The sequence below is a fragment of the Xanthomonas sp. D-109 genome (assembly GCF_017746095.1).
GTDB lineage: Bacteria > Pseudomonadota > Gammaproteobacteria > Xanthomonadales > Xanthomonadaceae > Xanthomonas_A > Xanthomonas_A sacchari.
Map to the genome: position 1 here is coordinate 1 of NZ_JAGHWV010000029.1, position 18,934 is coordinate 18,934.

Below are 18,934 nucleotides of genomic sequence, written 5' to 3' on the forward strand. Positions count from 1 at the left end.
CAGCGGCGTTGCGGTCGGCGGCAGGCGCGGACGGCGCCGCCGCCGGCGGTGCCGACTCGGCGTCCAGCGCGGCCTGCGCCGCGCGTTGCTCGGCCTCGGCGCGCTCGCGCGCTTCCTGCTCGGCCTTGCGCTTGCGCTCGATTTCCTCGGCGCGCGCGCGGTCCTGCTCGGCGAGCTTCTGCTGCTCGGCCAGGTTGCGCTGCTTGGATTCCTCCAGCTTGCGCAGGATCTCGGCGCGCTCGTCGTCCACCCGTCCGCCCGCGGACGGCGCCGCACGCTCGGCGGCCAGGTCCTCGGCCGACTTCACGTAGGTGCGCTTCTGCCGGACCTCGACGTTGACCGTGGTCTTGCTGCGCCCGGCGCTGACCGTCACTTCCTGCAGCTTGCGCCGGTTCAGGGTGATCTTCTTCGGCGCCGCCTGGGCCTCTTCCTCGACCGGCTTGTCGGTCTTGCCGTGGGTACGGCGCAGGAAGCCCAGCAGCTTCATCTTTTCGGTGCTGGTGACGACCTGGTCGGGACCGCTGAACTTCATCCCGGCGTCGGCCAGTTGAACCAGCAGTTTCTCGACCGGCGTGTTCACCAGTTCGGCCAGCTTGCGGATGGTGGTTTGCTGCGACATTCGGATCCTATGATCTGGTTGGCGCCCCCTCGCCGCGTGCGAAGGTAGCGCGGATTCTAAGCCCTGATCGGGTCAGGGCGGCATTCATCGCTGACTCATTCGCCGCGCTCCAGGCGGGCGATCTCCTCGGCGCGGGCGGCCAGGACCAGGGCCGCGGCGCGGTCCTTGTCCAGGTCCTCGATGCCGAACTCGAGGATTTCGTCGGCAGCCAGATCCGACAGGTCCTCGCTGGTGCGCACGCCATGGCTGGCCAGCGCGTAGGCGGTGCCCTCGTCCATGCCCGGCAGCGACAGCAGGTCCGCCGCCGGCACGCCGTCGTCGTCGCTCTCCTCGGCGGCCAGCGCCTCGTTGAGCAGCGCGTCGCGGGCACGCGCGCGCAGTTCCTCGACGATGTCCTCGTCGAAGCCTTCCACCGCCAGCAGCTCGCCGACCGGCACGTAGGCGATTTCCTCGACCGAGTTGAAGCCCTCGGCGACCAGGATCGCGGCGATCTCCTCGTCCACTTCCAGCTTGTCCATGAACAGCTGGCGGGCCACGGCCTGCTCGGCTTCGGACTTGGCCGCGACCTGCTCGGCGGTCATCACGTTGAGCTGCCAGCCGGTCAGGCGGCTGGCCAGACGCACGTTCTGGCCGCCCTTGCCGATCGCCTGGGCCAGGCGGTCTTCCGCCACCGCCAGGTCCATCGAGTGCTTCTCTTCGTCGACGATGATCGACTGCACCTCGGCCGGCGCCATCGCGTTGATGACGAAGTTGGCCGGGTTGTCGTTCCACAGCACGATGTCCACACGCTCGCCGTTGAGCTCGTTGGACACCGCCTGCACGCGCGACCCGCGCATGCCGATGCAGGCGCCGATCGGATCGGTGCGGGTGTCGTGCGCCAGCACCGCGATCTTGGCGCGGTCGCCCGGATCGCGTGCGCAGGCCTTGATCTCGACCAGGCCCTGGCCCACTTCCGGCACTTCCAGCTTGAACAGCTCGATCATGAACTCCGGCGCGGCGCGGCTGATGAATAGCTGCGGGCCGCGCGGCTCCGAACGCACTTCGGCCAGGTAGCCGCGCACGCGGTCGCCGGCGCGCAGCACGTCGCGCGGAATGCCCTTGTCCTTGGGGATGAAGGCCTCGGCGTTGCCGCCCAGGTCCACGTAGATGTTGCCGCGCTCGGCACGCTTGACCACGCCGGTGACCAGCTCGCCGACGCGATCCTTCCACGCGTCCACCACCTGCTGGCGCTCGGCCTCGCGCACGCGCTGCACGATCACCTGCTTGGCGGCCTGCGCGGCGATGCGGCCGAAGTCCGGATTCTCGATCTGCTCTTCGATGTAGTCGCCGACATCCACGCCCTCGGCCTCGTCGACCGCGTCCATCAGGCGGATCTGCCGGTCGGGCGACTCCATCACCACGTCGTCGGCCACCACTTCCCAGCGCCGGAAGGTCTCGTAGGTGCCGTCCTTGTGGTCGATGGTGACGCGCGTCAGCACGTCCTGGTCGGGGTAGCGCTTCTTCGCCGCCGACGCCAAGGCGGCCTCGATCGCGTCGAAGATCACTTCGCGCGGCACGCCCTTCTCGTTGGCCACCGCGTCGACTACCAGCAACAGTTCCTTGCTCATTCTTTCGCTCCGCGCGCAGCCTCGTCGGCCGCCGGTTCGTTGGATGGTTTCTTATTGGATTTTGCGTTCTTGCCGGGCGGCTTCGGGCCCTTGCCCGGCTTGGTCGGCGCCAGGCCCAGCGCCGCCCAGTCGGGCAGGATCCGCGCCTTGTCGATGTTGTCGAAGTCCACCGCCAGTTCGGCGCCGTCGACCTCGAAGGTGATCCGGCCGGCAGCGGCGTCGGCCTGCACGATGCGCCCCTGCAGGCGGCGTCGGCCCTGCTGCGGCAACTTCAGCACCACCTTGGCCGATTCGCCGAGGTGACGGGAGAATTGTTCGGCGCTGAACAGCGGCCGGTCCACGCCCGGGGAAGACACTTCCAGGGTGTAGTTGCCACTGATCGGGTCTTCCACGTCCAGTTGCGCCGAGACCTCGCGGCTGACCCGCTCGCAATCGTCGATGTTGACGATGCGCTCGGGCTGCTCGGCCAGCGGCACGTCGATGTACAGGCGCAGCGTGGCGCCGCCAGGGGCCGGCAGATATTCGGCGCCCAGCAGTTCCAGGCCCAACGCGTCCACGGTCGGGCCCAGCAGAGTCGCGATTTCGTTTGCCTTGTCGCTCACAGCCTGCCTTGCATCTGAAAAGGTTGAAAAGTCGATTGCGTGCATTTCCCGGACCCCGGAAACGACAAAGGGCCCTCTGGGCCCCTTGTCCGGTAAAACTCCGGTCACGCTGGATTCCGGTTGCGACGACGGGAACATGCGTCATCGCGAAGCCCAAACTTTCCTGCCGCAGACAACCGATGTACTGGTTGCCGCTGCAGACAAAGATGGTAGCGGGGGCAGGATTTGAACCTGCGACCTTCGGGTTATGAGCCCGACGAGCTGCCAGACTGCTCCACCCCGCAGCAGAAGCGGAATTATGAAGAATCAGTGCGTCGATTGCAAGCCCTGATTTTCATCTCGATGCGGTAGCGACGCTGCCGATCGAAGGACGCCATGATAACCGCGCGCGATGGAAAACGAAACAGCAATCGCATCGCCAAATGCAAAAACACCAACGCCGCCTTGCGGCGGCGTTGGCGGAAACAGCGGGAAAACCGCCCTTTCGCGATCAGGCCAGGTGCGCGAAGGCGCGCTGGCACCACGCCATCAGCGGGCTCCAGGCCAGACCGAAGGCCAGCAGACCCAGCGCGTTGACGCCCAGCGCCACGCCCAGCACGCGGTCGTCGTTGGCCGGCAGCGGCGTACCGACCGGTTCGTCGAAATACATCACCTTGATCACGCGCAGGTAGTAGAACGCGCCGATCACCGCGCACAGCACCGACAGCACCGCCAGGCCGGTCCACCACAGGCTCTGGTCGGGCACCGCGACCACTGCGCCCAGCACCGCCAGCTTGGCCCAGAAGCCCAGGAACGGCGGCACGCCGGCCAGCGAGGCCATGATGCACAGCACCAGCAGCGCCATCCACGGGTTGCGCGCGTTCAGGCCCTTGAAATCGTCAATGTTCTCGGCTTCGAAGCCCTTGCGCGACAGCGCGATGATCGCGCCGAACGAGGCGGTGGACATCACCGCATAGCAGATCGCATAGAACAGCGCCGCCGCGTAACCGCGCTCGCCGCCGCCGGCCACGCCGAGCAGCAGGAAGCCGATGTGCGAGACAGTGGAGTACGCCAGCATGCGCTTGAGGTTGCTCTGCGCCACCGCCATCAGGTTGCCGACCACCAGCGACAGTGCCGCCAGGCCGCCGATCACCCAGTGCCACTGCGCCGCCAGCGGGCCAACGCCCACTTCCAGCAGACGGTAGGCCATGCCGAAAGCGGCCAGCTTCGAGGCCGAGCTGATGAACAGCGCGATCGGCGCGGGAGCGCCCTGATAGACGTCCGGCAGCCACATGTGGAACGGCGCGGCGCCGAGCTTGAAGGCGACGCCGGCGATCATGAACACGGTGCCGGTCAGCAGCAGCATGTGCTCGCGGCCGTTGCCGATCGCCTCATGGATGCCGCTCAGGCTCAGCGTGCCGGTGGCGCCGTAGATCAGCGACATGCCGTACAGCAGCAGGCCGGAGGCCAGCGAACCGAGCACGATGTACTTCATTGCCGCTTCGGCGGCCATGCCGTTGTCGCGGTTGGAGGCGACCAGCGCGTAGGAGCACAGCGCCAGCAGTTCCAGGCCCAGATAGACCATCAGCAGGCTGCCGGCCGAGACCAGGATCATCATGCCGACCGTGGCGAACAGCACCAGCACCGGGATCTCGCCCTGGTACAGCTTGCGCTCGCGCAGGTAGCTCCAGCCGTAGATCAGGGTCAGCGCGCTGAGGCCGACGATCACCGTCTTCATCACGTCGGCGGCGGCGTCGCGCACGAACATGCCCTGGAACACCTCGCCCTGCCCGCCCACGCCGGCCAGCAGCATCGCGAACACCGCGACCAGGATCGCCACCGACACGATGTGGGTCCAGGCCTTGTTGCGCTCGCTGATGAACAGATCGAGCATCAGCAGGAAGAAGGCACCGGCGGTCAGCACCAGCTCGGGCAGCAGGGGCGGCAGGTCGACGGTGGTCAGAGGCAGCAGCGCAGGGGTGGTCATCATCAAATCTCTGGAATCAATACGCTCGACGGCCGCTTACAGCTTGCTGGTGGCGATCTGCGCCGCCAGCTTCGCGATCGAGGGCTCCATCAGGTCGGTCAACGGCTTCGGATACAGGCCCAGGGCCAGCACGCCGAGCGCGAACACGCCCAGCACCAGCGCCTCGCGGCCGTTGATGTCCTTCAGCTCGGCCACGTGCGCATTGGCGACTTCGCCGAAGAACACGCGCTTGTAGAGCCACAACGTGTAGGCCGCGCCGATCACCAGCGTGGTCGCCGCGCCGAATGCCTGCAGCGGATGCGACTGGAAGCTGGCCAGGATCACCATGAACTCGCCCACGAACCCGCTGGTGCCCGGCAAGCCGGCATTGGCCATGAAGAACAGCATCGCGAACGCGGCGAACCACGGCATCACGTTGGCCACGCCGCCGTAGTCGGCGATGCGGCGGGTGTGCATGCGGTCGTACAGCACGCCCACGCAGGAGAACATCGCGCCGGAGACGAAGCCGTGCGAAATCATCTGCACCATCGAGCCCTGCAGCGCCAGCTGTGCGGCGTCGCCGCTGCCGGATCCGACCAGGGCGAAGGCGACGAAGGCGCCGAGGGTGACGAAGCCCATGTGCGCGATCGACGAGTACGCGATCAGCTTCTTCATGTCGTCCTGGACCAGGGCGACCAGGCCGACGTAGATCACCGCGATCAGCGACAGCGCGATCACCAGCCCCGCCCACTCGTTGCTGGCGTCGGGCAGGATCGGCAGGTTGAAGCGCAGGAAACCGTAACCGCCGATCTTCAGCGCGATCGCCGCCAGGATCACCGAACCGGCGGTCGGCGCTTCCACGTGCGCGTCCGGCAACCAGGTATGCACCGGGAACATCGGCACCTTGACCGCGAAGGCGATCAGGAAGGCGAAGAACAGCCAGGTCTGCTCCTTGGACGTGAGCGAGAGCTGGTACAGGTCGGCGAGCTGGAAGCTGCCGCCCTTCAGGTACAGGTAGATCAACCCGACCAGCATCAGAACCGAGCCGAGGAAGGTGTAAAGGAAGAACTTGACCGCGGCGTAGATGCGGCGCGGGCCGCCCCAGATGCCGATAATCAGGAACATCGGGATCAGCATCGCCTCGAAGAACACGTAGAACAGCATCGCGTCGGTGGCGGCGAAGATGCCGACGGTGACGCCTTCCAGGATCAGGAACGCGGCCACGTACTGGTTGACGCGCTTGTCGATCGAGGTCCAGGCGCCGATCAGCGCCAGCACCGTGATCAGCGTGGTCAGCACGATCAGCGCCACCGCGATGCCGTCGGCGCCGAGGTTGTAGCCGATGTCGTACGCCGGGATCCAGGCGTGGGTCTCGACGAACTGCAGCGCGCCGCTGGTGTAGTCGAAACCGGTGAGCAGCGGCACGCTGAGCGCGAAGGTCAGCAATGCCACCAGCAGCGACGCCCAGCGCGCCGCACGCGCGTCACGCACGGCGAGCACCAGGGCGCCGCCGATGATCGGCAGCCAGATCAGGATGGAGAGTAGAGGCCAGTTCGACACGTGTTCTTATTCCGTACAGGTCAACGCCAGAAATGCATCAGCACGCCCAGCAGGGCAATGAGACCGACGATCATCGCGAAGGCGTAGTGATAGAGGAAACCGGATTGCGTGCGACGCAGCAGATTGGCCGCCAGGTCGATCACGCGCGCGGTGCCGTTGACCATGACGCCGTCCACGACATGCGTATCCACCGCGCGCGACACCTTGCCCAGGCGCACGCCGCCGCCGGCGAAACCGCCGATCCAGAGCTTGTCGAAACCGTACTTGTTCTCGAGGATCCACACCGGCACCGAGAAGGTCTTGCGCGCCTTCGCCGCCAGTTCCGGCTTCCACAGGTACAGGATCCAGGCCAGGGCGAAGCCGGCCAGGGTCAGGAAGAACGGCACTTGGTAGAGGCCGTGCAGCGCGAACTTGACCGGCCCGTGGAACTCCTCGGCCAACGCGCCGACGGTGTCGCGCGCCGGATCGTAGAAATCGACGATGCCGGTGAAGAAGCTGACCGCCTGGCCCTTGATCGCCACGGCGGCGTGGTGCCCCGCCCAGTCGGTGCCGAACAGCATCGGGCCGATGGTGAAGAAGCCGATCGCGATCGACGGGATCGCCAACAGGATCAGCGGCACCGTCACCACCCACGGCGACTCGTGCGGTTCGTGCGCGCCATGATGACCATGGTGGTCGTCATGCGCATGCGCGTCGTGCGCATCGTGCGCGTGGGACTGCGCTTCGGCGTCGGTGTGGGCGCTGTCGTGGTGGGCATGCACGTCGTGCGCATGCGCGTCGCGGAAGCGCTCCTTGCCGTGGAAGGTCAGGAACAGCAGGCGGAAGCTGTAGAAGCTGGTGATCAGCACGCCGCCCAGCACGGCCATGTAGCCGTAGTTGGCGATGCTCCAGAACGGGGCACCCTCGGCGTGGAGCTGGGCCGCTTCGATGATCGTGTCCTTGGAATAGAAGCCGGCGAAGAACGGGGTGCCGACCAGCGCCAGAGTGCCGATCACGCTGGTCCAGTAGGTGATCGGCATGTACTTGCGCAGGCCGCCCATCTTGCGCATGTCCTGCTCGTGGTGCATGCCGATGATCACCGAGCCGGCCGCCAGGAACAGCAGCGCCTTGAAGAAGGCATGGGTCATCAGGTGGAACACCGCCGCCGAGTACGCCGACACGCCCAGCGCCACGGTCATGTAGCCCAGCTGCGACAGCGTCGAGTACGCGACCACGCGCTTGATGTCGTTCTGCACGATGCCGATCAGGCCGGTGAAGAAGGCGGTGGTCGCGCCGATGAACAGCACGAAGTTCAGTGCGGTCTGCGACAGCTCGAACAGCGGCGACATGCGCGCCACCATGAAGATGCCGGCGGTGACCATGGTCGCGGCGTGGATCAGCGCCGAGATCGGGGTCGGGCCTTCCATCGAGTCAGGCAGCCAGACGTGCAGCGGCACCTGCGCCGACTTGCCCATGGCGCCGATGAACAGGCAGATGCAGATCATGGTCGGCACCGACCAGACCCACGGATCGGTCAGGTGGATGACCTCCGCACTCAACGGGATGGGGATGGAGCCGGTCCACACGGGGATGGTAAGGCCGACCATGCCGGTGGCACTGGCGAACACCATCGAGTAGTCGAGGGTGCCGAACACGTAGAGCACCAATGCGATGCCGAGCAGGAAGCCGAAGTCGCCGACGCGATTGACCAGGAACGCCTTCATGTTGGCGAACACCGCGGTCGGGCGCTTGAACCAGAAGCCGATCAGCAGGTACGACACCAGGCCCACCGCTTCCCAGCCGAAGAACAGCTGCAGGAAGTTGTTGCTCATCACCAGGCTCAGCATCGAGAAGGTGAACAGCGAGATGTAGCTGAAGAAGCGCTGGTAGCCCGGGTCGTCGGCCATGTAGCCGATGGTGTAGATGTGCACCAGCAGCGACACGAAGGTCACCACCACCATCATCATCGCGGTCAGGCGGTCGACCATGAAGCCGACGTGGGCCGAGTAGTTGCCGACCTCGAAGAACGTGTAGAGGTTCTGGTTGAACGGCGAGGCGCCCTGCCCGACCAGCTGGTACAGGGTCCAGCACGACAGCGCGCAGCTGACCGCGACGCCGAGGATGGTGGCGAACTGCGCGCCCTTGCGGCCGACCTGGCGGCCGAACAGGCCGGCGATGATGCTGCCGACCAGCGGGGCCAGCACCACCGCGATCAGCAGACTCTTGGAGAGCGTAATTTCCATCTGCAGGTCAGCCCTTCAGCGAATCGACTTCGGCCACGTTGATCGTGTGGCGGGTACGGAACAGCGTCACCAGGATCGCGAGGCCGATGGCGGCTTCGGCCGCGGCCACGGTCAGGATGAAGAACACGAACAACTGGCCGGCCGCGTCGCCGAGCTCGCGCGAGAAGGCGACGAAGTTGATGTTGACCGACAGCAGCATCAGCTCGATCGACATCAGCAGCACGATGACGTTCTTGCGGTTGAGGAAGATGCCGGCCAGGGCGATGCAGAACAGCACCGCACCGAGCGCCAGCAGATGGCCTAGGGAGATCATGGCTGGCCCTCCTGCGATGCCGGCGGGGTGTGGAGCGTGGGCTTCTCTGCGTCCATCTTGACGATGCGCAGGCGATCGCTGGCCTTGACCCGCGACTGGTCGCCCGGGTTCTGGGTCTTGATGCCGGTGCGCTTGCGCAGGGTCAGCATCACCGCGGCCACGACCGCCACGGTCAGGATGATCGCGGCGAACTCGAACGGCAGCAGGAACTGGGTGAACAGGGTCTTGGCAAGCCAGGTGATGTTGGAGGTGTCGGCGGCCTGGGCCGCGGCGTTGTCGGCCGGGAACGGTGCGGCGCTACGCGCCTTGACCCCGATCAGGGTGACCATCTGCACCAGCATCGCCACCGCGACCACCAGGCCGACCGGCAGGTAGCGCACCCAGCCTTCGCGCAGGCGGGCGGTGTCGATGTCCAGCATCATCACCACGAACAGGAACAGCACCATCACCGCGCCGACGTAGACCAGCACCAGGGTCACGCCGAGGAACTCGGCGCCCACCAGCAGCCACACGCAGGCGATGGAGAAGAACGTCAGGATCAGGCACAGCACCGCGTACACGGGGTTGCGCACGCTGATCACCGCGCCGGCGGCGACCGCGGCGATGGTGGCGAAGATCCAGAAAGCGATATTGACCCAATCCATTTCAGGACCTCAGCGGAAGGGAGCGTCGGCAGCGCGGCGCTCGGCGATCTCGGCCTCGAGCCGGTCTCCGATCGCCAGCAACTGCGGCTTGGTGACGATGTTCTCGCCGCGCTTCTCGAAGTGGTACTCCAGCACCTGGGTCTCCACGATCGAATCCACCGGGCAGCTTTCCTCGCAGAAGCCGCAGTAGATGCACTTGAACAGGTCGATGTCGTAGCGGGTGGTGCGGCGCGTGCCGTCCTCGCGCTTGGTCGAGTCGATGGTGATCGCCAGCGCCGGGCAGACCGCTTCGCACAGCTTGCAGGCGATGCAGCGCTCTTCGCCGTTGGGATAGCGGCGCAGCGCGTGCAGGCCGCGGAAGCGCGGCGACTGCGGGAACTTCTCCATCGGGTACAGCACGGTGTACTTGGGACGGAACGTGTACTTCAAGGTCAGCCACAGGCCGCCGAGCAACTCGAGCAGCAGCAGGCTCTTGAAGTAATGGGTGACTTTATTCATCGCTTACACACCCCTGTGGATCACACCGTAGAACACCATCAATGCCGTCACCGCGATCCACACGATCGTCAACGGAATGAACACCTTCCAGCCCAGACGCATGATCTGGTCGTAGCGGTAGCGCGGGAAGCTGGCGCGGAACCAGATGTACGCGCTGGCGAAGAACAGCACCTTCATCAGCAGCCACGGCCAACCGCCCTTCCACACCCAGTCGATCCACGGCGAGATGTCGGCGTTGACCAGCCCCTGGATCGGACTCAGCCAGCCGCCCAGGAAAAAGATCGAGACCAGGAAGCTGACCAGGATCATGTTGGCGTATTCGGCCAGGAAGAACAGCGCGAACGCACCGCCCGAGTACTCGACCATGTGACCGGCGACGATCTCCGACTCGCCTTCGACCACGTCGAACGGCGCGCGGTTGGTCTCGGCCACGCCGGACACCCAGTACACGATGAACAGCGGGAACAGCGGGATGAGGAACCAGTTGAGCAGGCCGTGCGGACCCGCCTGCGCCTGCACGATCGTGCTCAGGTTCAGGCTGCCGGCGGCGATCATCACGCCGACCAGGGCGAAGCCCATCGCGATCTCGTAGCTGACCACCTGCGCCGCCGAGCGCATCGCGCCGAGGAAGGCGTACTTGGAGTTGGACGCCCAGCCGGCCAGGATGATGCCGTACACGCCCAGCGAGGTCATCGCCAGCAGGTACAGCAGGCCGGCGTTGGCGTTGGACAGCACCAGCTTGGCGTCGAACGGCACCACCGCCCAGGCGGCGAAGGCCGGCGCCAGGGTGATCAGCGGTGCGATCACGAACATCGCCTTGTGCGAGCTGCTGGGCTGGATGATTTCCTTGAACAGCAGCTTGAAGACGTCGGCGAAGGCCTGGAAGATGCCCATGCCCACGTACATCGGCCCGTGGCGCACGTGCATCCAGCCGATCAGCTTGCGCTCCCAGACCACGTAGAACGCCACCGAGATGATCACCGGCATGGCGATCAACAGGATCTTCAGCACGATCCACAGGACCACGCCGAGGGCGCCCAGGCCGAGGAACCACTGGTGCAGCGGGTCGACCACGTTCAACAGCATCTCGTTCATGCAGCCACCACCGTCACCCGACCGGCGCCCAGCGGCGCGGTCGCGCCGTGGCCCGTTTCGATCCAGGCCGCGCCCGGCGCGACCCGCTTGTCCGTCGCCAGCGGCAACGTGGCGCTACCCGCCGCGGTACCGACCTTGACCATCTGCCCGTCGCGCAGGCCCAGCCGCGCCGCCTCGTCCGGATGCATCGCCACGCCCGGCGCGCGGTTCAGCGGATGCTGCTGCAGCGCCTGCGCGCGGCGCACCACCGCATCGGTGCGGTAGATCGCCGGGCTGGCGGCCAGTTCCAGGCCCTCGTCCTGGCGTGCCGGCTGCGCCGAGCTCGCCGCGGCGACCTCGCGCGGCTGCAGGCCGTCGCGCAGTCCGGCCAGGTCGATGAACTCGAAGCCGGGCAGGCCCAGCTCGCCGCCGAGCGCGCGCAGCACGCGCCAGCCCTCGCGGGCCTCGCCCGGCAGCTTGCCGCCGGCGCGGGTGCGCTGCTCGCTGCCGTTGAGGTTGGTCAGCGTCGCCTCGATTTCCGGCAGCGCGCCGATCGGCAGGATCACGTCGGCCACGTCGCGGGTGGAAGCGCAGGCGAAGTGGCTGAAGGCCACCACCTTGGCGCCGGCCAGCGCGCTGCGCGCGGCGGCGGCGTCGGCGAAGTCCAGGCCCGGCTCCAGGCCGTACAGCACGTAGGCGCTGCGCGGCTCGGCCAGCATCGCCGCGGCGTTGCGGCTGCGCGGCAGCACGCCGTAGCGCGACAGGCCCAGCGCGTTGGCGCCCTGCGGGATGCGGCACAGCGCCGCGCCGGTGGCGGCGGCGAAGTCGCGCGCGGCGGCACGCAGCGCCGCGGCCTGCGGGTGGTTCTCGGCCAGCGCGCCGACGATCAGCACCGCACGGCCGGCGCCCTGCACCGCTTCGCGCAGCGCGCCGTCGGCCAGCGCCTCGGCGAACTTCGACGGCGCCACGATCTGGCGGCCGGCCTGGTCGAAGGCCACGTCGAAATCGACCGGGTTGATCGAATACACCTTGGTCTGGCGCTGCATCCGCGCCTTGCGCAGGCGTGCATGCAGCAGCGGCAGTTCATGGCGCAGGTTGCTGCCAAGGATCACCACCACGTCGGCCTGCTCGATCTCGGCCAGCGGCAGCGCGAACGGTTCGGCCAGCGCGGCATCGGAGAAGTCGCGGTTGTACACGCGGTGGTCGAGGTTGCCGCTGTCCAGGCCCTCGGCCAGACGCGCCAGCAGCGCGCCCTCTTCGTTGGAGGTGGACGGATGCGCGAGCACGCCCAGCGCGTCGCCACGGTTGGCCTTGAGGATCTCGCTCGCGGCGGACAGCCCTTCGGCCCACGACACCTCGCGCCACTGCCCGTCGACCTTGCGCATCGGCCGCAGTGCGCGGTCCTCGGCGTACAGGCCCTGGTGCGAGTAGCGATCGCGGTCGGACAGCCAGCACTCGTTGACCGCTTCGTTGTCGCGCGGCACGGTGCGCAGCACTTCGCCGCGGCGCACGTGCAGGAACAGGTTGGAGCCCATCGCGTCGTGGTAGCCCAGCGACTCGCGCGCCACCAGTTCCCAGGGCCGCGCGCGGAACTGGAACACCTTGTTGGTCAGCGCGCCCACCGGACACACGTCGACCACGTTGCCGGACAGCTCGGTGGTCAGCGGCTTGCCGTCGTAGGTGCCGATCTGCAGGTTCTCGCCGCGGTACATGCCGCCCAGCTCGTAGGTGCCGGCGATGTCCGCGGTGAAGCGCACGCAGCGCGTGCACTGGATGCAGCGGGTCATCTCGGTGGCCACCAGCGGCCCGATGTCCTCGTCCGGCACCACGCGCTTGCGCTCGTTGAAGCGGCTGACCGAGCGGCCGTAGCCCAGCGACACGTCCTGCAGTTCGCACTCGCCGCCCTGATCGCAGATCGGGCAGTCCAGCGGGTGGTTGATCAGCAGGAATTCCATGACGCTGCGCTGGTACTTCAGCGCCTTGTCGCTGCGGGTCTGCACCTTCATGCCGTCCATGACCGGCGTGGCGCAGGCCGGCGACGGCTTGGGCGACTTCTCGACATCGACCAGGCACATGCGGCAGTTCGCGGCGATCGGCAGCTTCTCGTGGTAGCAGAAGCGCGGGATCGGGATGCCGGCCTTGTCGGCGGCCTGGATGATCATCGAGCCCTTCGGCACGACCAGCGACTGGCCGTCGATCTCGACGGTCACATGGCCTTCCGGCACGACCGCGGGGGTCGCGCCGGGATTGTTGGGTTGCGCGCTCATGCGGCGGCTGCCTCCAGCTTCTTGCCGTCAACCATCGAATGACCGTTGACGATGTAGTACTCGAATTCGTCCCAGAACTGGCGCAGGAAGCCCTGGATCGGCCAGGCCGCCGCTTCGCCGAAGGCGCAGATGGTGTGGCCTTCGATCTGCCCGGCGACGGTGCGCAGCTGGTGCAGGTCTTCCATCGTGGCCTTGCCGGCGACGATGCGCTCCAGCACGCGGTGCATCCAGCCGGTGCCTTCGCGGCACGGGGTGCACTGGCCGCAGGACTCCTTGTGGAAGAACTGCGAGATGCGGCAGGCGAACTTCACGCAGCAGACGCTGTCGTCCAGCACCACGATCGCGCCCGAGCCCAGGCCGGTGCCCAGGGCGCGCAGGGTGTCGTAGTCCATCTGCAGGTCCTTGAGCTGCTCGGCCTTCAGCACCGGCATCGACACGCCGCCCGGGATCGCGCCCTTGAGGGTGCGGCCCGGCTTCAGCCCGCCGGCCATCTCCAGCAGTTCGTCGAAGGTGGTGCCCAGCGGCACCTCGAAGTTGCCGCCCTTCTGCACGCAGCCGGAGACCGAGAAGATCTTCGGGCCGCCGTTCTTGGTCTTGCTCAGCCCCAGGAACCATTCCGGGCCGTTGCGGATGATCGCCGGCACCGAGGCGTAGGTCTCGGTGTTGTTGATCGTCGACGGCTTGCCGTACAGGCCGAAGTTGGCCGGGAACGGCGGCTTGTAGCGCGGCTGGCCCTTCTTGCCTTCCAACGACTCCATCAGCGCGGTCTCTTCACCGCAGATATAGGCGCCGGCGCCCAGCGCGCCGTAGATGTCGATGTCGATGCCGCTGCCGAGGATGTCCTTGCCCAGCCAGCCATTGGCGTAGGCATCGGCCAGGGCCTGCTCGAAATGCTCGAACGGCTCGTGGTGGAACTCGCCGCGCAGGTAGTTGTAGCCCACGGTGGAGCCGGTGGCGTAGCAGGCGATGGCCATGCCCTCCACCACCGAATGCGGGTTGTAGCGCAGGATGTCGCGGTCCTTGCAGGTGCCCGGCTCGGATTCGTCCGAGTTGCACAGGATGTACTTCTGCGGCGCGCCCTTGGGCATGAACGACCACTTCAGGCCGGTCGGGAAGCCGGCGCCGCCACGGCCGCGCAGGTTCGACTGCTTGACCATCTCGATCACCTGCTCCGGCGGGATCTTCTCTTCGAGAATCTTGCGCAGCGCGGCGTAGCCACCGGTCTTCAGGTAGCTTTCGTAGGACCACGGGGTGTCGTAGTGCAGCGTGGTGTACACCACCTGGTGCGGCAGCGGCGCGGGGCCGACCGGACCGGTGGGAGCGTGGGGATGCTGTGCCATTGCCGTTACTCCAACCCGTCCAGCAATTCGTCGACCTTGTCCTTGGTCAGATGCTCATGGTAGTGGCCGTTGATGACCATCATCGGTGCGCCGGCGCAACCGGCCAGGCATTCTTCCTCGCGCTTGAGGTAGACGCGGCCGTCGGCGGTGGACTGGCCCAGCTTGCAGCCGAGCTTCTTCTCGGCGTGCGCGACCAGGTCTTCGGCGCCGTTGAGCCAGCAGCTGATGTTGGTGCAGAACGCGACGTTGTTGCGGCCGACCTTCTCGGTCTCGAACATCGAGTAGAAGCTGGCGACCTCGTAGGCCCACACCGGCGGCAGTTCCAGGTACTTGGCGACGCCGGCGATCAACTCGTCGGTCAGCCAGCCCTGGTTCTGTTCCTGCGCCGCGTGCAGGCCCTGCAGCACCGCCGAACGCTTGCGGTCGGGCGGGAACTTGCTCAGCCAGTGATCGATGTGCGCGCGCGTCTTGTCGCTCAGCACCACCATCGGATCGACGTCGCGCGCCGCTTCGAAATTACCTGTCGCCTTCATCGGTCGACCTCACCAAACACCAGATCATAGGTACCAATCATCGCCACCACGTCGGCCAGCATGTGGCCACGCACGATCGCGTCCATCGAGGACAGATGGGCGAAGCCCGGCGCGCGCAGGTGCACGCGGAACGGCTTGTTGGCGCCGTCGGACATCAGGTAGCAGCCGAACTCGCCCTTCGGCGCTTCCACCGCGCAGTAGGTCTCGCCGGCCGGCACGCAGTAGCCTTCGCTGAACAACTTGAAGTGGTGGATCAGCGCTTCCATGTCGTCCTTCATCTCGGCGCGCTTGGGCGGCGCCACCTTGAAGTTCTCGACCATGACCGGGCCCGGGTTGGCCTTCAGCCACTGCACGCACTGCTTGATGATGCGGTTGGACTGGCGCATCTCGGCCACGCGCACCAGGTAGCGGTCGTAGCAGTCGCCGTTGGTGCCGAGCGGGATGTCGAAATCGACGCTGTCGTACTTGGCGTACGGCTGCTTCTTGCGCAGATCCCAGGCGATGCCCGAGCCGCGCAGCATGGCGCCGGTCATGCCCCAGGCGTAGGCCTGTTCCGGGGTGACCACGCCGATGCCGACGGTGCGCTGCTTCCAGATGCGGTTGTCGGTGAGCAGGGTCTCGTACTCGTCCACGCGCGCCGGGAAGGTGTTGGTGAACTCCTCCAGGAAGTCCAGCATCGACCCTTCGCGCGCGGCGTTGAGCCGCTTCAGCGCATTGCCCTTGTGCCAGCGCGATTCCTGGTACTTGGGCATGCGGTCCGGCAGGTCGCGGTAGACGCCGCCCGGGCGGTAGTAGGTCGCGTGCATGCGCGCGCCCGACACCGCCTCGTACACGTCCATCAGCTCTTCGCGCTCGCGGAACGCGTACAGCATCACCGCCATCGCGCCCAGATCCAGGCCATTGGAACCGACCCACATCAGGTGGTTCAGGATGCGGGTGATCTCGTCGAACATGGTGCGGATGTACTGCGCACGCTCCGGCGCCTCGATCCCCATCAGGGTCTCGATCGCGCGCACGTAGGCGTGCTCGTTGCACATCATCGACACGTAGTCCAGGCGATCCATGTAGCCGATCGACTGGTTGAACGGCTTGGACTCGGCCAGCTTCTCGGTGCCACGGTGCAGCAGGCCGATGTGCGGATCGGCGCGGACCACGGTCTCGCCGTCCATCTCCAGGATCAGGCGCAGCACGCCGTGCGCGGCCGGATGCTGCGGGCCGAAGTTCATCGTGTAGTTGCGGATTTCCTGCTTGGCTTCGGCAGGATTGCTGGCGAACGCGTCGTGCGCCTGGTGGTACTCGCTCACTTGGCGGACTCCTTCTGTGCTTCGCCCGCCGCGGTCTGGTAGCGCGCATCGTCGCGGATCACGCGCGGCACGCCCACGCGCGGCTCCACCGAGGTCACCGGCTCGTAGATCACGCGCTGCTTCTCTTCGTCGTAGCGCACTTCGACGTTGCCGATCAGCGGGAAATCCTTGCGGAACGGATGACCGACGAAGCCGTAGTCGGTGAGGATGCGGCGCAGGTCCGGGTGGCCGGCGAACACCACGCCGAACAGGTCGAACGCCTCGCGCTCGAACCAGTTCGCGCCCGGCCAGATGTCGGTGACCGAGGCCACCACCGGCAGGTCTTCGTTCGGCGCGTAGCAACGCACGCGCAGGCGCTGGTTGTGGCGGTAGGAGATCAGCTGCGCCAGCACGGCGTAGCGCTGCTGCGGCACCGGCAACGGCTGGGCGCCGCCGGCCGCTTCGCCGCTGGGGAACTCGCCCCAGGCGAAACGGCCTACGGCCTTGCCTTCGACGCCGCGGCTGAAGCCGTGCGAGGACACGTCCGAGGTATCCCACTCGTCGCTGCCGTAGCCCAGGTAGTCGACGCCGCACAGGTCGGACAGCTGTTCGAAACCGAACTCGTCGCGCAGCGCCAGGCAGGTGGCGTGCCAGGCGTCGGCCGGCACTTCCAGGGTGACTTCGCCGCGCGGAAGGGCCACGAAGACCTGGCTGCCGGGGAAACGGGCGCCGAGTCGGTCGCTAAAGGAAGATGCTTGCTCTGCCATGGGGGCTTGGCGTGCTCTCTGAGGAAAGAGGAATCAGCGCGCGATGGTCTGGGTTCGCCAGATCTTCTTCTGCAACTGCAGGATGCCGTAGACCAGGGCCTCGGCGGTCGGCGGGCAACCGGGGACATAGACGTCCACCGGCACGATGCGGTCGCAACCGCGCACCACCGAATACGAGTAATGGTAGTAGCCGCCGCCGTTGGCGCAGCTGCCCATCGAGATGACCCACTTCGGGTCCGGCATCTGGTCGTAGACCTTGCGCAGCGCCGGGGCCATCTTGTTGACCAGGGTGCCGGCGACGATCATCACGTCGGACTGGCGCGGCGACGGGCGGAACACCACGCCGTAGCGGTCCAGGTCCAGGCGCGCGGCGCCGGCGTGCATCATCTCGACCGCGCAGCAGGCCAGACCGAAGGTCATCGGCCACATCGAGCCGGTGCGCGCCCAGTTCAGCAGCGCATCGACGCTGGTGGTGACGTAACCCTTCTCCAGCAGCGGGTTCTCGCCTTCGGGACGCAGGATGTCGTCCACCCGCCCTTCCGGGATCGGGTTGGTCATCAGGCGATCCAGGGTCTGAATCACTCCCATTCCAGCGCTCCCTTCTTCCACACGTAGACAAAACCGAGGAACAACATGCCGACGAACAGGCCCATGGTGACCAGGGAGCGAGCGCCCAGGTCCATGAACACCTGCGTCCACGGCACGATGAAGATGATTTCCAGATCGAAGACGATGAACTGGATGGCGATCAGGTAGTAGCGCACGTCGAACTTCATGCGCGCGTCCTCGAAGGCCTCGAAGCCGCACTCGTACGGCGAGAGCTTCTTCAGGTCGGGACGCCGGGGACCGAGGAACCGCCCCACCAGCATCAGCGCGACGCCGATACCGGTGGCCACGATCAGAAACAGCAGGGTCGGCAAATATTCGGCCAGCACTCGCGATTCTCTCTTGCCTGTACCCGCGCGCGTGCCGCGCAGGCATGGGATAGACGATTCTCCGGGCGAGGGCGTGATGCCTTCGCGCAGAAACCGTAGCCAAACAATGGTGCCCAAGAGGGGACTCGAACCCCTACGACCTAAGTCGCTACCACCTCAAGGTAGTGCGTCTACCAATTCCGCCACCTGGGCTTGCGTAAAACCGCGCGGCAATCCCGCCGCGCAGCATATTGTAACCGCCTTCAGTCTTTCTGCGACGGGGCAGGCGACTTTTCTTGCGCTTTTTCCGGCGCCTGCTGGGCGGCCGGGGCGGCGGCGGGCGCAGCCGGGGTCGCCGACGGCGCCTGCGGCACCTGCAGCTCGCCGGCCGGCGCGGCCGGCGCCGGGGTGGCGGACTGCGACATCACACCCAGGTTGGCATCGGCCGGACGCGCACTGTGGCCGGCGTACCAGGCCATGAACAGGCTGATGGCGAAGAACACCACCGCCAGCCACTTGGTCGACTTGGACAGGAAGTTGGACGCGCCGCGCGATCCGAACACGGTGCCGGACGCGCCCGCGCCGAACCCGGAACCCGCCGCCGCACCGGCGCCGCGCTGCATCAGGATCAGCGCGATCATCGCGATCGCCACCAGCACGTAGACCACATTGAGGATGACCATCAGCATTTCGAAATCCGTCCGGACAGTACGACTTGGGGGACGAGCGGCCGCCAGCGGCAGCCG

Annotated in this window: 18 protein-coding genes and 2 tRNA genes; all 20 read right to left on the reverse strand. The window is 66.7% G+C overall.

Annotated features, from left to right (window positions below):
* The coding region (locus J7357_RS20385; protein ID WP_209249344.1) for an IF-2-associated domain-containing protein at positions 1-619 on the reverse strand (619 nt) is incomplete at its 3' end.
* Positions 620-714: 95 nt separating this feature from the next.
* Entirely contained in the window at positions 715-2,226 is a 1,512-nt protein-coding gene (gene nusA, locus J7357_RS20390; RefSeq protein WP_209249345.1) for a transcription termination factor NusA, read from the reverse strand.
* The gene (gene rimP / locus J7357_RS20395; RefSeq protein ID WP_209249346.1) at positions 2,223-2,828 is read right to left on the reverse strand and encodes a ribosome maturation factor RimP; all 606 of its coding nucleotides are present in this window, start codon (positions 2,826-2,828) and stop codon (positions 2,223-2,225) included. The genes nusA and rimP overlap by 4 nt, the downstream gene beginning before the upstream one ends.
* A 207-nt stretch (positions 2,829-3,035) precedes the next feature.
* Positions 3,036-3,112 (reverse strand) — tRNA-Met (locus J7357_RS20400).
* Positions 3,113-3,318: 206 nt separating this feature from the next.
* Entirely contained in the window at positions 3,319-4,794 is a 1,476-nt protein-coding gene (nuoN, locus tag J7357_RS20405) for an NADH-quinone oxidoreductase subunit NuoN (RefSeq protein WP_209249373.1), read from the reverse strand.
* 36 nt (positions 4,795-4,830) lie between these two features.
* The gene (locus tag J7357_RS20410; RefSeq protein WP_209249347.1) at positions 4,831-6,333 is read right to left on the reverse strand and encodes an NADH-quinone oxidoreductase subunit M; all 1,503 of its coding nucleotides are present in this window, start codon (positions 6,331-6,333) and stop codon (positions 4,831-4,833) included.
* 20 nt (positions 6,334-6,353) lie between these two features.
* Entirely contained in the window at positions 6,354-8,555 is a 2,202-nt protein-coding gene (gene nuoL / locus J7357_RS20415; RefSeq protein ID WP_209249348.1) for an NADH-quinone oxidoreductase subunit L, read from the reverse strand.
* A 7-nt stretch (positions 8,556-8,562) separates the two neighbouring features.
* Complete coding sequence (nuoK, locus tag J7357_RS20420; protein WP_017908131.1) at positions 8,563-8,868, reverse strand: NADH-quinone oxidoreductase subunit NuoK; 306 nt, start codon at positions 8,866-8,868, stop codon at positions 8,563-8,565.
* A complete protein-coding gene (locus tag J7357_RS20425) occupies positions 8,865-9,512 on the reverse strand; it encodes an NADH-quinone oxidoreductase subunit J (RefSeq protein WP_019796545.1) in 648 nt (215 codons plus the stop codon). The genes nuoK and J7357_RS20425 overlap by 4 nt, the downstream gene beginning before the upstream one ends.
* A gap of 9 nt (positions 9,513-9,521) precedes the next feature.
* The gene (nuoI, locus tag J7357_RS20430; RefSeq protein ID WP_010343013.1) at positions 9,522-10,010 is read right to left on the reverse strand and encodes an NADH-quinone oxidoreductase subunit NuoI; all 489 of its coding nucleotides are present in this window, start codon (positions 10,008-10,010) and stop codon (positions 9,522-9,524) included.
* A 3-nt stretch (positions 10,011-10,013) separates the two neighbouring features.
* Positions 10,014-11,105, reverse strand: coding sequence for an NADH-quinone oxidoreductase subunit NuoH (nuoH, locus tag J7357_RS20435; protein WP_209231388.1), 1,092 nt, complete (start codon positions 11,103-11,105; stop codon positions 10,014-10,016).
* Positions 11,102-13,351, reverse strand: coding sequence for an NADH-quinone oxidoreductase subunit NuoG (nuoG, locus tag J7357_RS20440; RefSeq protein WP_209249349.1), 2,250 nt, complete (start codon positions 13,349-13,351; stop codon positions 11,102-11,104). Before nuoG ends, nuoH begins: the two co-directional genes overlap by 4 nt.
* Complete coding sequence (nuoF, locus tag J7357_RS20445) at positions 13,348-14,691, reverse strand: NADH-quinone oxidoreductase subunit NuoF (RefSeq protein ID WP_209249351.1); 1,344 nt, start codon at positions 14,689-14,691, stop codon at positions 13,348-13,350. The genes nuoG and nuoF overlap by 4 nt, the downstream gene beginning before the upstream one ends.
* A gap of 5 nt (positions 14,692-14,696) precedes the next feature.
* Positions 14,697-15,224, reverse strand: coding sequence for an NADH-quinone oxidoreductase subunit NuoE (gene nuoE, locus J7357_RS20450; RefSeq protein WP_010343009.1), 528 nt, complete (start codon positions 15,222-15,224; stop codon positions 14,697-14,699).
* Positions 15,221-16,528, reverse strand: coding sequence for an NADH-quinone oxidoreductase subunit D (locus J7357_RS20455; protein ID WP_209249353.1), 1,308 nt, complete (start codon positions 16,526-16,528; stop codon positions 15,221-15,223). The genes nuoE and J7357_RS20455 overlap by 4 nt, the downstream gene beginning before the upstream one ends.
* A complete protein-coding gene (locus J7357_RS20460) occupies positions 16,525-17,274 on the reverse strand; it encodes an NADH-quinone oxidoreductase subunit C (protein ID WP_026143244.1) in 750 nt (249 codons plus the stop codon). The genes J7357_RS20455 and J7357_RS20460 overlap by 4 nt, the downstream gene beginning before the upstream one ends.
* 33 nt (positions 17,275-17,307) lie before the next feature.
* Positions 17,308-17,862: an NADH-quinone oxidoreductase subunit B gene (locus J7357_RS20465; RefSeq protein ID WP_010343006.1), complete on the reverse strand. Its 555-nt coding sequence runs from the start codon at positions 17,860-17,862 to the stop codon at positions 17,308-17,310.
* Positions 17,853-18,209 (reverse strand): NADH-quinone oxidoreductase subunit A, encoded by a 357-nt coding sequence (locus tag J7357_RS20470; protein WP_010343005.1) that lies wholly within the window; start codon positions 18,207-18,209, stop codon positions 17,853-17,855. The genes J7357_RS20465 and J7357_RS20470 overlap by 10 nt, the downstream gene beginning before the upstream one ends.
* Positions 18,210-18,316: 107 nt before the next feature.
* Positions 18,317-18,401 (reverse strand) — tRNA-Leu (locus J7357_RS20475).
* A 50-nt stretch (positions 18,402-18,451) separates the two neighbouring features.
* Positions 18,452-18,877 carry a preprotein translocase subunit SecG gene (secG, locus tag J7357_RS20480; protein ID WP_010343004.1) on the reverse strand — a complete coding sequence of 142 codons (426 nt, stop codon included), beginning with the start codon at positions 18,875-18,877 and terminating at the stop codon, positions 18,452-18,454.
* Between the last annotated feature and the right edge of the window lie 57 nt (positions 18,878-18,934).